This is a genomic window from Streptomyces albospinus, from assembly GCF_014648695.1.
GTDB classification, from domain to species: domain Bacteria; phylum Actinomycetota; class Actinomycetes; order Streptomycetales; family Streptomycetaceae; genus Streptomyces; species Streptomyces albospinus.
The window spans coordinates 556270-570339 of sequence record NZ_BMRP01000001.1; the positions used below are offsets into that span (position 1 = coordinate 556270).

At 70.0% G+C, this 14070-nt stretch carries 12 protein-coding genes and 2 riboswitches; of the genes, 4 read left to right on the forward strand and 8 right to left on the reverse strand.

Annotated features, from left to right (window positions below; genetic code table 11):
- The 8 genes from IEZ17_RS02430 to gcvT all read right to left on the reverse strand — a co-directional run bounded on the left by IEZ17_RS02430 (position 1) and on the right by gcvT (position 9495).
- Positions 1–1200 (reverse strand): NAD(P)/FAD-dependent oxidoreductase, encoded by a 1200-nt coding sequence (locus tag IEZ17_RS02430; RefSeq protein ID WP_189295803.1) that lies wholly within the window; start codon positions 1198–1200, stop codon positions 1–3.
- A complete protein-coding gene (locus tag IEZ17_RS02435; protein WP_189295805.1) occupies positions 1200–2459 on the reverse strand; it encodes a cytochrome P450 in 1260 nt (419 codons plus the stop codon). Before IEZ17_RS02435 ends, IEZ17_RS02430 begins: the two co-directional genes overlap by 1 nt.
- Before the next feature lie 90 nt (positions 2460–2549).
- Positions 2550–2894 carry a cupin domain-containing protein gene (locus IEZ17_RS02440; protein WP_189295807.1) on the reverse strand — a complete coding sequence of 115 codons (345 nt, stop codon included), beginning with the start codon at positions 2892–2894 and terminating at the stop codon, positions 2550–2552.
- Positions 2895–2937: 43 nt separating this feature from the next.
- Complete coding sequence (locus IEZ17_RS02445; protein WP_189295809.1) at positions 2938–4212, reverse strand: SidA/IucD/PvdA family monooxygenase; 1275 nt, start codon at positions 4210–4212, stop codon at positions 2938–2940.
- Between the two features lie 681 nt (positions 4213–4893).
- Entirely contained in the window at positions 4894–6276 is a 1383-nt protein-coding gene (locus IEZ17_RS02450) for an L-serine ammonia-lyase (RefSeq protein ID WP_189295811.1), read from the reverse strand.
- A gap of 255 nt (positions 6277–6531) precedes the next feature.
- Positions 6532–7791, reverse strand: coding sequence for a serine hydroxymethyltransferase (gene glyA / locus IEZ17_RS02455; RefSeq protein WP_189295813.1), 1260 nt, complete (start codon positions 7789–7791; stop codon positions 6532–6534).
- A gap of 51 nt (positions 7792–7842) precedes the next feature.
- Positions 7843–8220 carry a glycine cleavage system protein GcvH gene (gcvH, locus tag IEZ17_RS02460; RefSeq protein ID WP_189295815.1) on the reverse strand — a complete coding sequence of 126 codons (378 nt, stop codon included), beginning with the start codon at positions 8218–8220 and terminating at the stop codon, positions 7843–7845.
- 147 nt (positions 8221–8367) lie between these two features.
- Positions 8368–9495, reverse strand: coding sequence for a glycine cleavage system aminomethyltransferase GcvT (gene gcvT / locus IEZ17_RS02465; RefSeq protein WP_189295817.1), 1128 nt, complete (start codon positions 9493–9495; stop codon positions 8368–8370).
- Positions 9496–9528: 33 nt separating this feature from the next.
- Positions 9529–9646, reverse strand: a riboswitch (glycine riboswitch).
- Positions 9647–9742: riboswitch (glycine riboswitch) on the reverse strand.
- 332 nt (positions 9743–10074) lie between these two features.
- On the opposite strand from gcvT, the gene IEZ17_RS02470 reads away from it, so the two are divergent.
- From IEZ17_RS02470 to IEZ17_RS02485, 4 genes are all read left to right on the forward strand, one after another.
- The gene (locus IEZ17_RS02470) at positions 10075–10785 is read left to right on the forward strand and encodes an AAA family ATPase (RefSeq protein ID WP_189295819.1); all 711 of its coding nucleotides are present in this window, start codon (positions 10075–10077) and stop codon (positions 10783–10785) included.
- Between the two features lie 126 nt (positions 10786–10911).
- Entirely contained in the window at positions 10912–11754 is an 843-nt protein-coding gene (locus IEZ17_RS02475; RefSeq protein WP_189295821.1) for an enhanced serine sensitivity protein SseB, read from the forward strand.
- Positions 11755–11816: 62 nt separating this feature from the next.
- Positions 11817–12608 (forward strand): enhanced serine sensitivity protein SseB C-terminal domain-containing protein, encoded by a 792-nt coding sequence (locus tag IEZ17_RS02480; RefSeq protein ID WP_229851698.1) that lies wholly within the window; start codon positions 11817–11819, stop codon positions 12606–12608.
- Between the two features lie 443 nt (positions 12609–13051).
- Entirely contained in the window at positions 13052–14050 is a 999-nt protein-coding gene (locus tag IEZ17_RS02485) for an ABC transporter permease (protein ID WP_189295823.1), read from the forward strand.
- Positions 14051–14070: the final 20 nt, after the last annotated feature.

Genomic DNA, 14070 nt, shown 5'->3' on the forward strand with positions numbered 1-14070 from the left:
CTACATATTCCGGTAGCGCTGGATGATCGGTACGGGCTCCCCGGCGGCGAATCTGTCCGGTCGGTACGGATCCAGCTCGGGCCGTACGACTCCCGAGAGCAGCTCCGCGGCGACGGCGCGGCCCACGGCGGGGGCGGCCTTGAATCCGCCGCCGTTGAATCCCGTGGCGAGGTAGAGCCCGGGGTGCGGCGCCAGCGGGCCGATGAGCGCACGGCCGTCGGAGGTGTAGGCCTCGGCGGCGCGGGCGGCCGTGGTGACTTCGGCGGCGGTGAGGCCGCGGAGCCGGGGTGCGGCGAGCGCCCGTGCCGCGGCGACCTCCGCCGAGCGGCGGGGTATGCGGGTGTCGTCGCCCGGTGCCTGGCTGCCGTCCAAGGGGACACGGAACAGCACCTGGCCGGAGCCGTCCGGGCGGAAGTACGTCCCGGCGATGTCGTCGATGACCATGCACAGGGACGCCGCGCAGGGGATCGTCGAGGTGTTCGCCACGGCCCAGCCGACCTGTTTGGAGTGCACCAGGGCCCGGGGCGCGCCGGTGCCGTCCGCGGTGCCGAGGCCGACGCCTGCCGCCGCGCAGAGAGCGGCCGAGCCGACGCCGGCCGCGACCACGATGTGCTCTGCGCTGACCAGGTCGCCGTTGAGGACGGCACCGGCGAACCGGTCGCCGGTGCGGTGCAGTCGGACACCCCCCGGCCCGGTGAGTACCTCGGCGCCGCGGGCACGTGCCTGCTCGGTCAGCGCCATCGCCGTACGGACCGGGTCCGCGTAACCGCTGCGCGGCTCGTAGGCGACGGCGGCCACGCCGTCGAGGTCGAGGGCCGGCTGTTCGTCCGCGAGTTCGTCGGGGGTCAGGACGGTGGTCTCGACACCGAGGCCCTTCAGCTCCGCGACCGTACGGGCGAGTACGCCGGCATGATCCTCGTCGACGAGAAAGGCGAAGCCCGCCCTCCGGAACCCGCAGTCGCCGCCGATGATCTCCGCCCAGTGCTCGAAGGTCTCCAGGCCGAGCGCGGCCAGGCGGGCATCGTGCGGATCACTGTGGTGCATCCGGACCTGGCCGGCCGACCGGCGGGTCGCGCTGGACCGGAAGCCGCCGCTACGGGCCAGCAGCGCGACCTTCGCGCCCGCGGCTGCCAGGTGGTACGCGATGCTCGCGCCGATCGCTCCGTCACCGATGACGGCGACATCCGCGGTGCCGGGCATCACGAGGCCTTTCGCGGGCCGGGTGTGAATTCGAGCGGGAGGGTCTTCAGGCCGCGGAAGGAGAGGTTGGGCTGCCACGTGAGCTCTCCGGCGCCCAGCCGCAGGCCGCCCATGCGCCGCAGGATCGTGGCGAACGAGAGCTCGCCCATGATGCGGGAGATCTCGGCGCCGGGGCAGTAGTGGATGCCGTGGCTGAAGGACAGGTGCCGGTTGTCGGCACGGGTGATGTCGAGCTTGTGCGGGTTCTCATAGGCGTTCGGGTCGCGGTTGGCCGCGCCCAGCATCACCAGCACCTTGTCGCCCTTGCCGATCTCGCGGCCCCTGATCGTCATGTCCTCGGTGGCCATACGGCCCACCAGGTGCAGGGGGCCGTCGAAACGCAGGATTTCCTCGACGGCCGAGGGCATCAACTCGGGCTGCGCGCGCAGCAGTTCCAGCTGGTCCGGGTTGCGCAGCAGGGCGAGCAGGCCGTTCCCGATGAGGTTGAGGGCCGTCTCCAGGCCGGCGAACATCACCACGATGCAGGTGGCGACGAGGTCGTCGCCCTCCAGCGGATTCCCGTCACGCCGGACCAGGGCGGAGAGCAGGTCTTCCTGGGGGTTGGCCCGCTTCACGGCGGCGAGATCCGTGAAATATTCCCGCATGGCGAGGATGGCGTTCTGTCCGCATTCCAGGTCCGCTATCGGGACGTTGGCGCCGCCGGCGTTGATCGCCTTGACGAAGTCGGCGGTCCAGACCTTGACCTTGTTCCGGTCCTCGGCGGGGATTCCGATGAGCTCCGAATTCAGGATGACCGGGAGGTGATAGCCCAGATCCTGGATTCCGTCGCACTCCCCGCGCTGGATCACGCCGTCGATCAGATCGTCCACGACTCGCTGGATCTTGGGGCGCATCTGCTTGGACAGCTTGACGCTCATTCCCCGCTGGACCGGGCGGCGCAGCCGGGTGTGCCGGGGAGGGTCGTTGTAGAGCATCATCCGGCGGCGCATGTCGGCCCATTCCCGGAAGCGGTTCTCCTCGCTTTCGCTGAGGTGGCCCAGAAAGGCCGAGGTGCGGTCGGAGGAGAGTTTCTCCGGGTGGTTCAGGGCTTCCAGCACATCGTCATGACCGAGCAGCAACCAGGATCCGAGGTGCTCGTTCCACCAGACTGGTTCCCGCTCGCGGACCATGTCGTACACAGGATACGGGTCCGAGAGGATGTCCGGCTGGAGAAGGTTGTTGAACGAGCTCAGATCCCCATCGTGTGCCAACTGTGGCATTGCTTCTCCTAGTTGTCCCTGATCTGTATGGCGCGTTGGATCCCGCGAGGACTTACGGGTTTCTCCAGGGCTCTTGCTCCAGGGCTTCGACTACGGCTGCCCGCCCCACCACAGCGAAAGGAAGACGAACGGCTCGTCCGTGTCATTCACCAGCAGATGCTTCTCGTGCGGTGGAATGAAGATGGTGTCGCCGAACTTCACCCGCGACCGTTCTCCGGCCACCTCCATCTCCCCGGAACCGGAGATGACGTAGAACAGTTCCGACTCCCCGTCGGGGTTCACGTGCTCGCTCATGGTGGTGTGTGGCGGGACGACGACCCAGGCACCGCCCTCATACGGCTCAGCCGCACCGTCGAAGCGCGGCAGACGCTGCGCTTTCACGTTGTAGGCGGGCTCGAACGTCAAGTCGTCCGCATCCCAGCTGTGCATGTGCATTGCTTGCTTCCTCTCCGGAGGCGTCACCGAGCAGGCGGACGCGTCAGGACGCGAGGGCCTTGCTCAGGCTGTCTGCAATGGCGGCGGCGCGCAGGGACACAAGGCTGAAGGAGCCGGCGTCGCCCAGTCCGTGCGTGGTCTCGCACAGCCCGTTCAGGAAGATGGGCGGCAGCTCGTCGCCGGCGCTCGGCTGGAGGCGGTAGTCGCGGCCGATCCGGGCGTGCCGCAACGGAGTGCGGTCGACGAGGTGCTGAACAGGGGAGAGCACGCGGGGCAGAAAGTTCTCGCCCTGCTCGTCCGTCAGATCGACGAATCCGGTGGCGACGATGACGAAGTCCACCTCCAACGAGCCCTTGTCCCCCAGATGTTGCTCGAACAGTTCCAACGTGATGCCGCTCTTCGAGCTCTCGGCGTTCACCACATCCGTATTGCGCAGGAGCTGGATCTGGTACTCGCCGTCCAGCCGCTGCTCGTACAGCTTCGTGTGATACGCGGTGAGTACGTCAATGTCCGCCGCCGAGTAGTTCGTGTATCGGAGTTGGCGGTCCAGTGCCGACTTCGACGTGGGGGAGGCTTCGTAGTAGTAGTCGATGAATTCGGGAAAGAAGACCTCTCCCTGGAACGGACTGAGGTCCTTCTGCCGGTACCCGAATCCCCGTAGGATGTTCTTGATGGGGCTCTGCGGGAAGCGCTGTGCCGCGTCAAGGCATATTTCCGCGGCTCCCTGACTGCCGCCCACCACTGCGATACGGGCACCGGGAAGGGCCGCTATCTCGTCCACCCGGTCCAGATACTGTGTGTAATGGAAGACCCGACTGTCGTCGAGTGCCTTGAAAGCGGGCGGGAAATGGGTGGGGCGTCCGGTGGCGACCACGACCGAGCGGGCCCGATAGCGCTGACCGTCGGCGCTGCTCACCTCGACGCCACCATCCGGGAGGAGTGCGACGCTTTCCGCCCGGGTCCCGTACTTCACCTGGTCGTCGAACTGCCGGGCCGCCCACTTCACGTAGCGCGCATAGTCCTTGCGCAATGGGAAGGGGATGTTCAGGTTGAGGAACTCGAAGAGCCGTTCCTCTTCGTGCAGGTGATTGATGAAGCTGTAGTGGCTTCGGGGGTTGCGCGGGGAGACCAGGTCGCGCACCGGATGATGCTGGATGTCGGAGCCGCTCAGCAACATCCCCGGTTGCCAGGCCGCCGAACTCTGGCCCTCCAGGAAGAGCGCCTTCATGTCCGGATAGATCTCTTCCAAGGCGATGGCGAGCGCGATGTTGGACGGGCCGAACCCAATGCCGATCACATCTGCATCGTGAGCTGTCATGCTGCAGGTCCCCAATCCGGTCGACGGCGCTCCGGGGATTACCTGGTGGCATCCCAACGGCAACCAGAACACTATGGGTCGAAAATTAGTGCGGTCATCAGCCGCCCGGCGCGAGACCATTCAACTCTTCAGCACGTTTGAGGGCGCGGGGCTCCACCGCCGTCCAGCGCCGGCTGTCCAGCACTCCCTCGAAGGTGGAGCCCCAGGGCCTGTCGGTGGACAACCGACTGTCGGATGCCAGCGGCGAGCGGCGAACGACGCATGGCCGGAACTGTCGCTCTTCCATGAGCCCGGTCGACGAAATCCGGAAGAAACCGGGGGTGTTCCGCCACGCTGCAGAGGAAGTGCGGGAAACCTCAACCGGTACGGCGCCGTGCCGCTTGCCCGTCTCGCACAGGACAAAACCTCGCGGAGTCGGACCTCGGTGATGCGGACGCCGGCGCCGCACAGCAGGTGAAGGTCCTCAGGGCCCGACGTCAGGATGGTCACGGGGGCGGGCGAGGCGAGTGCGGTGGCGGTCACGATGGCGTCGAGGGCGCACTTGTGGCCATGCGGGCCGGCAGCGGCGAGCAGCCGGCCCTCCGTGCAGACAGGGAGGCTCCAGGCACTGTCCGCCGCGTAGGCAGGAAAGGCCCCGACCAGCGCTGAAAGATGCAAAAGCGCTGGTCAGGGCCCATCCCCTCAGCACTCGATGATGTTCACCGCGAGCCCGCCGCGGGCGGTCTCCTTGTACTTGACGCTCATGTCGGCGCCGGTCTCCTTCATGGTCTTGATGACCTTGTCGAGGGAGACGTGGTGGCGGCCGTCGCCGCGGAGGGCCATGCGGGCGGCGGTGACGGCCTTGACGGAGGCCATGCCGTTGCGTTCGATGCAGGGGATCTGGACGAGGCCGCCGACGGGGTCGCAGGTGAGGCCGAGGTTGTGTTCCATGCCGATTTCGGCGGCGTTCTCGACCTGTTCGGGGGTGCCGCCGAGGACTTCGGCGAGGCCGCCGGCGGCCATGGAGCAGGCGGAGCCGACTTCGCCCTGGCAGCCGACCTCGGCGCCGGAGATGGAGGCGTTCTCCTTGAAGAGCATGCCGATGGCGCCGGCGGCGAGCAGGAAGCGGACGACGCCGTCCTCGTCGGCGCCGGGGACGAAGTTGGTGTAGTAGTGCAGGACGGCGGGGATGATGCCGGCGGCGCCGTTGGTGGGGGCGGTGACGACCCGGCCGCCGGCGGCGTTCTCCTCGTTGACGGCCATGGCGTAGAGGGTGACCCATTCCATGGCGTGGGCGGCGGCGTCGCCCTCGGTGCGCAGGGCGCGGGCGGCGTTGGCGGCCCGGCGGCGGACCTTCAGCCCGCCCGGCAGGATGCCTTCACGGGACATACCGCGCTCGACGCAGCCCTGCATGACCCGCCAGATCTCCAGCAGGCCCGCGCGGATCTCCTCCTCCGTCCGCCATGCCTTCTCGTTCTCCAGCATCAGCGCGGAGATCGACAGGCCCGTCTGCCGGGCGAGGCGGAGCAGCTCGTCGCCGGTGCGGAAGGGGTGCGTCAGAACGGTGTCGTCGAGCTTGATGCGGTCCTCGCCGACCGCGTCCTCGTCGACGACGAAGCCGCCGCCGACCGAGTAGTAGGTCTTCTCCAGCAGGGGCGCGCCGGTGCCGTCGTAGGCGAAGAGCGTCATGCCGTTGGCGTGGTACGGCAGCGAGCGGCGGCGGTGCAGGATCAGCTGGGTGGACTCGTCGAAGTCGATCTCGTGGGCGGTGCCTATCTCGGCGCCGAGGAGGCGCAGCCGGCCGGTGGTGCGGATGCGCTCCACCTCGTCGTCGGCGGTTTCCACGTCGACGGTGCGGGGGGAGTGGCCTTCGAGGCCGAGGAGGACGGCCTTGGGGGTGCCGTGGCCGTGGCCGGTGGCACCGAGGGAGCCGAAGAGTTCAGCGCGTACGGAGACCGTCTGGGCGAGCAGACCGTCCTTCTTGAGCCGGCCGGCGAACATCCGGGCGGCGCGCATGGGGCCCACGGTGTGCGAGCTGGAGGGGCCGATGCCGATGGAGAAGAGGTCGAAGACGGAGATGGCCACGGGGGCGGACTCCTTTGTCTGCTCGTGGTGGACGGTGGAGCAAGTCGGGCAGGAGGGGTGTTTCCGTCCCGACTGTCGAGCGTAACCCGCTCGGGCGGTGCTGCCGCCGGACGTCAGGCGTCGGGCGGATGTCAGCGGGAAAAACGGAGGAATCCGGGCAGCAGGGCACGAGCCCGGGGCCGAAGGCCGGCCCCGGGCTCGCCGCCCGCTTCGTCCCGGCCCGCGAACGGGCCGGCCCTCACGTCATGAGACGCGTCACAGGGACGGGTAGAGGGGGTACTTCTCGGCCAGGGCCGTGACCCGGGCCGAGAGGGCGTCGCGGTCGTAGGTGGGCTTGAGGGCTTCGGCGATGATGTCGGCGACCTCGCGGAAGTCGTCGGCCTGGAAGCCGCGGGTGGCCAGCGCGGGGGTGCCGATGCGCAGGCCGGAGGTGATCATCGGGGGGCGGGGGTCGTTGGGGATGGCGTTGCGGTTGACGGTGATGCCGACCTCGTGGAGGCGGTCCTCGGCCTGCTGACCGTCGAGCTCGGAGTCGCGCAGGTCGACCAGGACGAGGTGGACGTCGGTGCCGCCGGACAGGACGGAGACGCCGTGTGCGGTGACGTCGTCCTGGATGAGACGTTCGGCGAGGATCTTGGCGCCTTCCAGGGTGCGCTGCTGGCGCTCCTTGAACTCCTCCGAGGCGGCGACCTTGAAGGAGACGGCCTTGGCGGCGATGACGTGCTCCAGGGGGCCGCCCTGCTGGCCGGGGAAGACCGCGGAGTTGATCTTCTTGGCGAGTTCGGCGGTGGAGAGGATGACGCCGCCGCGGGGGCCACCGAGGGTCTTGTGGGTGGTGGTGGTCACGACGTGGGCGTGGGGGATGGGCGAGGGGTGCAGGCCCGCGGCGACGAGGCCGGCGAAGTGGGCCATGTCGACCATGAGGTAGGCGCCGACCTCGTCCGCGATACGGCGGAAGGCGGCGAAGTCGAGCTGGCGCGGGTAGGCGGACCAGCCGGCGACGATGAGCTTGGGGCGGTGCTCCTTGGCGAGGCGCTCGACCTCGTCCATGTCGACGAGGTTGGTCTTCTCGTCGACGTGGTAGGGGACGACGTTGTAGAGCTTGCCGCTGAAGTTGATCTTCATGCCGTGGGTGAGGTGTCCACCGTGGGCGAGGTTGAGGCCCAGGATGGTGTCGCCCGGCTTGATCAGCGCGAACATGGCGGCGGCGTTGGCCTGTGCGCCGGAGTGCGGCTGGACGTTGGCGGCCTCGGCGCCGAAGAGGGCCTTGATGCGGTCGATGGCGATCTGTTCGACGACGTCGACGTGTTCGCAGCCGCCGTAGTAGCGGCGGCCGGGGTAGCCCTCGGCGTACTTGTTGGTGAGGACGGAGCCCTGGGCCTCCATGACGGCTACCGGAGCGAAGTTCTCCGAGGCGATCATTTCGAGGGTGGACTGCTGGCGGTGCAGCTCGGCGTCGACGGCGGCGGCGACGTCGGGGTCGAGCTCATGGAGGGAGCTGTTGAGAAGCGACATGAGTTCTTCCTGGAGGATCGGGAGGGGTGCGAAGCTCCGGCAGGGGCGGGCTCAGCCGGCGGTGAAGGCGGTGTACTCGTCGGCCGTGAGCAGGTCCTCCGGCTCACCGGTGATCTTCACCTTGAACAGCCAACCGCCTTCGAACGGGGCGGAGTTCACCAGCGAGGGGTCGCTCGCGACGTCCTCGTTGACCTCCGTGATCTCGCCGTCGACGGGCGCGTAGAGATCGCTGACCGACTTGGTCGACTCCAGCTCACCGCAGGACTCGCCTGCCGTGACCGTGGCGCCGACCTCCGGGAGCTGCACGAAGACGACGTCGCCGAGCGCGTTCGCCGCGTGCTCGGTGATGCCGACCGTCGAGACGCCGTCCTCGGCGGCCGACAGCCACTCGTGCTCCTTGCTGTAGCGCAGCTGCTGGGGGTTGTCCATGGTTCGATTCTCCTGTACGCGGGGGTGTGGTCGTGAAGGGGGTCGCCCCCGGCGGGGCCGGGGCGCGGGTCGTGCCGTGGGAGGCGCGGCGGCGCACCGCTGCCGCGTCCACGGTCGATGAACCGTTACTGCGGCGGCGGCCGACCGCTACTTCTGCCGCTTGTAGAAGGGCAGCGCGACGACCTCGTACGGCTCATGGCTGCCACGGATGTCCACCCGGACGCCCTCGGTGCCCGGCGCGGCGTGGGCCGCGTCGACGTACGCGATGGCGATCGGCTTGCCGAGGGTGGGGGAGGGCGCCCCCGAGGTCACCTCGCCGATGACCGTGCCGTCGGCCGCGACGACCGGGTATCCGGCGCGCGGCACCCGGCGGCCCTCGGCGATCAGGCCGACCAGCTTGCGCGGCGGTGCGGTCTCGGCGCGCTCGGCCGCCTGCGCCAGCGCGGCGCGGCCCACGAAGTCCCCGCCGTTGGTGGTCTTATCGAACTTCACCACCCGGCCCAGACCGGCGTCGAACGGCGTGGTGGCGGAGGTCAGCTCGTGCCCGTAGAGCGGCATGCCGGCCTCCAGGCGCAGGGTGTCGCGGCAGGACAGCCCGCAGGGGACCAGGCCCACGGAGGCGCCGGCCTCGGTCAGCGCCTCCCAGAGGGCGACCGCGTCCGCCGGCCGGACGAACAGCTCGAAGCCGTCCTCGCCGGTGTATCCGGTGCGGGCGATCAGCGCGTCCACGCCGGCGACCTTGCCGGGCAGGCCCGCGTAGTACTTCAGCCCGTCCAGGTCGGCGTCGGTCAGCCCCTTGAGGATGCCGGGGGACTCCGGGCCCTGCACCGCGATCAGCGCATAGGCGTCGCGGTCGTCGCGGATCGCGGCGTCGAACCCGCCGGCCCGCTCGGTCAGCGCGTCCAGCACCACCTGGGCGTTGGAGGCGTTGGCGACGACCATGTACTCCTGGTCGGCGAGCCGGTAGACGATCAGGTCGTCGAGGATGCCGCCGTCGGGCGCGCAGATCATGGTGTAGCGGGCCCGTCCGGTGGCGACGCCGCCGATGTTGCCGACCAGCGCGTAGTCGAGGAGGTCGGCGGCCCGCGGGCCGGTGACGGTGATCTCGCCCATGTGGGAGAGGTCGAAGAGGCCGGCGCGGGTGCGGACGGCGACGTGCTCGTCGCGCTCGCTGCTGTAGCGCAGCGGCATGTCCCAGCCGGCGAAGTCGGTCATGGTCGCGCCGAGCGCGCGATGGGTGGCATCCAGCGCGGTGCGGCGGGGGGCTTCAGTCATCGTTCCGGGCTCCCAGGCATGGGTGACAAGACGGTCTCCCCATCTGTCATCGGAACCTGAGAGGTTCACCGGGATCCCGCGAACGGACCCGGTTTGCACCTTGGGTGGAGCCGCACCTGCAACCGGGCAGTGGCTCGCTTTTCAGATCTGCCTCGCCCGCGCGGTATAGGGGCCTGAGAGATTCAAGGGAGGACTTGCTCCTTCGGCGCCCCGCCGTGGTGGCCGGGGACTCTCCCGCGCGGGTTCAAACGGCCGGTATGGAGTTGGCAGTGCACGAGTGACCAGAGGTGTGCCCGTGGCGGCCACATCATTGCACGGGATCGCCGGATAAAGGAGCCCTGGTCGCCGCCCCGTTCCGACCGGCTCCGCACGGCCGCCCGCGCGCCGCCGGAACCCGTCGCGTCCGCCGCGCCGCCGGCGGCAGCCGGTGGCCGTCGACCCGGTGCGCCGTCACCCTCGCGCCCGCCACCTCGTCGGATCGGGTATTCGCCTTGAGGGACATTGCCTTTTCTTGACACTCTGCGGATGCGGCTCCGGTCCCGAACCGGAGCCGGAACCGGCCGGGGAGGGGCGATCACGGTGCACAGGGAAGCGGCATACGCGGCCACTTCGGGCAGGGCGCCCGCGGACCAGGCGGACGCCGCCTCCGGGACCCGGCGCCGACCGCCGTCCGCCCCGCGGCCCGGCCGCCGCCCCCGGATCACCGACCTCCGGGGCGCCCGCCCGGCCCGCCGCACCGCCGAACTCCGCTTCCCGCCCGGCGATCTGGTCGTGGTCTCCGGTCTGCCGGGCAGCGGCAAGAGCACCCTGATGCGGCGCCTGGTGCCGCCGCTGGACGCGTGCGGCGCCGCGGTGCACCGCATCGACTCCCAGGACGCCCGGGAGCGCTGGGAGGGCGGCCGGCTGCGCCGGCTGCCGTACGGCCTGTACCGCCCGCTGGTCCGCGCGGCGCACTATCTCGCGCTGCGCCGGGCGCTGCGCTCCGGCGGCAGCGTGGTGGTGCACGACTGCGGGACGCTGGCGTGGGTGCGCCGCTGGATCTCCCGGGTGGCCCGGCGCCGCGGCCGGGGGCTGCACCTGGTGCTGCTCGACGTGCCGCCGGAGGTGGCGCTGACCGGTCAGCGGGCGCGCGGGCGCGGGGTGTCCTGGTACGCGTTCGCCCGCCACCGCAGGGCGGTACGGCGGCTGGTGGGTCGGGCGGAGGACGACCGGCTGCCGGACGGCTTCGGCTCCGCGGTGCTGCTGGACCGCCGGGCGGCCGGCGCGCTGGAGGCGGTCAGCTTCGGCTGACGGGCGGGCGGCGCCGCGTACGGACGATTCCCGACTCGCTCCTGTGTGCGGCTCCGGCTTCGGCCCTTCCCCTGCCTCCCGCTAGTGTCTTTGGCCAGATGGCGCGGTCGGCAATGGGTGGGTGACATGGACTATCCGGACAACTATCCGGGGAACTTTCCGGTGCAGGGGGACTTCCCGGACCACGGGATACCGCAGCTGGCCTGGCCGGCGAACGAGCTCGAAGAGGTGCTGGCCGCATCGGTCGGGCATCCGGAGGCGGGCGGCCGGATCGTCGAGGTGCTGGGCCGCAGCCGGGTGTGGGTGCCGCTGCCCAAGGGCGGCGGCCCGGAGAGCGCCGGCTTCGGGGCGGCCGGTCTCGATGTGCCGACCGTGGAGATCGCCGGGGCGGCGTACGTCCCGGTCTTCAGCTCCGAGCAGGAATTCATGAAGGTCGCCGGGGCGCATATGAGCTTCACCGTCGCGCCCGCCCGGGAGTTCGCCCGCGGGCTGCCGCCGCTGGTGGGTATCGCGGTCAACCCCGACGGCACGGTCGGCGTCCCGCTGCCGCCGCCCGCGGTGGCCGAACTGTGCCGTGCCGGGCGCGCGGAGGCGGACGGCGGTCTGCCCAGCGGCGCCCGGGTGCGGCTCTTCGAGCCGGACTGGCAGGACGAGCCGGTGGACTTCCTCGCCGCGGCCGGACTGGAGTTCTCCGGTGCCGGATTTGTCCTGACTGCCCGGCGTGCCCTGGCAAGTGTCGAGGGCGACACGCCCGCGCTGTTCGTCGGTGTGCAACTCGACGTGCCCGCCGAGCGGCTGCACGACGGCAGCGCCCGCGCGCAGGTGCTGACGGCCCTCGGACGGGCGCTCGGTGCGGTGCCGGTGCCCTGGTCCGTACAGCTCGTCCTGCTCGACATCGCCCAGGGGGATCCGGTCGCCGACCGGATGCTGGAGCGCGTGCGGCCCTTCTACTCTCGGGACCACTCGTAAGCTGGTTGGATGACGGGCGGGCGCACCCTCACGTGCCCTGCTGAGAGAAGGGACGGGACCACGTGAGCGCGGGTGCGCATCAGGGGGCCGCGGCGGCCGGCCAGGTCGAGCAGATGCTGCAACAGGTCTCGCCCGGCCGCTACGACGCCTACGAGGCGCTGTTGCACGCGCTCGCCCAGGGCCAGGTCTGGATGCTCCTCTGGCACGGCCGGGCCGGGATGCCCGACGCCCAGTACGGGAACATGGAGGTCGACGGGCTGGGCTACGCCCCCTGCGTGACCTCCGCCGCCGAACTCGCCGCCTCCGGCTGGAACCGCGACCACGAGCTCGTCACCGGCCCGGAGATCGCCGCCTCCCTCTTCCCCGACCGCTGGGGGCTGTGGCTGAACCCGCACGCTCCCGGCGGTGGTGTCGGTGTCCCCTGGCTCGATCTGCGGCGGATCGCCGGCGGCCTCGACCGGCTGCCCGCCGGGCCGCTGCGGATCTCCGAACCGGTCGTCGACATCCCGCAGTTCTACGCCCTGCTCGCCCAGAACGCCCACCGCACGCCCGCCGTGCGGTCGTTGCGTCGGGCCTGGGTGCAGCCCGCCCTCGGTGCCCCGTATCTGGCGATCGGGCTGGACCTGTACGACACCGGCCAGCCTGCGGTGGATTCGGTGCGGTTGATGATCCAGCAGTCGATGGGCGCTGTTCCGGATGGTCTGCCCGTTTCGACCGTCGCGATGAACGACGAGTACGACCCGGTCGGCATGTGGATGCGGGCGTCCGCGCGCCCCTTCTTCGACCGCGACGGCTATGCCCAGCCGCCCGCTCCGGGACCTTCCTACGGTTACGGATACCCGCGTCCCTACTGACGCCGGCGGGCGTCCCCGGCGCCGCGACCGGCTGCCGTACGTGGCCTGAATTCCCCCTGCCTGTACGCCAGTTAAGCCCCTTTCGCGCCCCCGTTCGGTCCGGTCAGCCCGCACCGTTGTTCGTATAACGGAAGGTCGTGGCTCAGATCACGGTTGTGCATCCATTCCCTACGGGGGCTGGTGAGTGATCGCCGGTCGGATGAAGACTCCGGCGGCACAGGGCCTCGGTCCCTTGTACGAGCGTCACCTCTGAACGGCAACGCAGCATCTTTGCGCCACCGCAGCACCTCTGATCCACCGCACTACCTCTGATCTTCCGTTGAGTGAACGCCCCTTATGTCATGACGAATTGGCATCGGGGGAAGAGTCAGTGATGGGAAACCGGGCCGCTACCGCGGCGGGCACCGGCCGGCCACCGCCGGCCGAGAGGGGTCAAGGGCACCGTGACCGCACCGATCGAGACCACCGGGGCAGCTGCGCAGGCGCAGCCGGAAGCGGTGCTGGAGGGCGTGGAGAGCAAGCGGATCGAGGGGCGCTCGCTCGGTCAGATCGCCTGGCTGCGCTTCCGCCGCGACAAGGTCGCCGTGGCGGGTGCCGTCGTCGTCGTCCTGCTCGTCCTGATCGCCGCGCTCTCCCGTCCCCTCCAGGCGCTCTTCGGACTCGACCCGAACCTGCCGCACCCGGACCTGATCGACTCCAACACCACGCTCCCCAAAGGGGACTTCGGCGGGATGAGCGGCGACCACCTGCTCGGGGTGGACCCCAAGTTCGGCCGCGATCTGCTCGCCCGGATCCTGGAGGGCTCCTGGGTGTCGCTGCTGGTGGCGTTCGGCGCGACGCTGCTGTCGGTCGCCATCGGCAGTGTGCTCGGCGTCGTCGCCGGCTTCTACCGCGGCCGGGTGGACGCGTTCATCAGCCGGATGATGGACGTCTTCCTGGCCTTCCCGCTGCTGCTGTTCGCCATCGCGATCTCCGCCTCCCTCCAGGGCGGAGCGTTCGGCCTGCAAGGGCTGCCGCTGCACATCTCGGTGCTGATCTTCGTGATCGGCTTCTTCAACTGGCCGTACATGGGCCGGATCGTGCGTGCGCAGACGCTGTCGCTGCGCGAGCGGGAATTCGTCTCCGCGGCCCGCGGACTGGGCGCGCGCGGGCCGTTCATCCTCTTCCGGGAACTGCTGCCCAACCTGGTGGGGCCGATCATCGTCTACTCGACGCTGCTGATCCCCTCCAACATCCTCTTCGAGGCGGCGCTGAGCTTCCTGGGCGTCGGTATCCAGCCACCCCAGTCCTCCTGGGGCGGCACGCTCACCCAGGCGGTCAAGTACTACGAGGTCGACCCCCAGTACATGATCGTCCCCGGCCTCGCGATCTTCGTCACCGTGCTCGCCTTCAACCTGCTCGGTGACGGACTGAGGGACGCACTCGACCCGCGCAGCCGCTGACGGCCGACGGGCTCCCGAAC

Coding starts and splice junctions, on each gene's coding strand:
- IEZ17_RS02440 (WP_189295807.1), bottom strand. CDS start 2,894: ATGCACATGCACAGCTGGGATGCGGACGACTTGACGTTCGAGCCCGCC.
- IEZ17_RS02445 (WP_189295809.1), bottom strand. CDS start 4,212: ATGACAGCTCACGATGCAGATGTGATCGGCATTGGGTTCGGCCCGTCC.
- IEZ17_RS02475 (WP_189295821.1), top strand. CDS start 10,912: ATGGACTATCCGGACAACTATCCGGGGAACTTTCCGGTGCAGGGGGAC.
- gcvH (WP_189295815.1), bottom strand. CDS start 8,220: ATGGACAACCCCCAGCAGCTGCGCTACAGCAAGGAGCACGAGTGGCTG.
- glyA (WP_189295813.1), bottom strand. CDS start 7,791: ATGTCGCTTCTCAACAGCTCCCTCCATGAGCTCGACCCCGACGTCGCC.
- IEZ17_RS02430 (WP_189295803.1), bottom strand. CDS start 1,200: ATGCCCGGCACCGCGGATGTCGCCGTCATCGGTGACGGAGCGATCGGC.
- gcvT (WP_189295817.1), bottom strand. CDS start 9,495: ATGACTGAAGCCCCCCGCCGCACCGCGCTGGATGCCACCCATCGCGCG.
- IEZ17_RS02435 (WP_189295805.1), bottom strand. CDS start 2,459: ATGCCACAGTTGGCACACGATGGGGATCTGAGCTCGTTCAACAACCTT.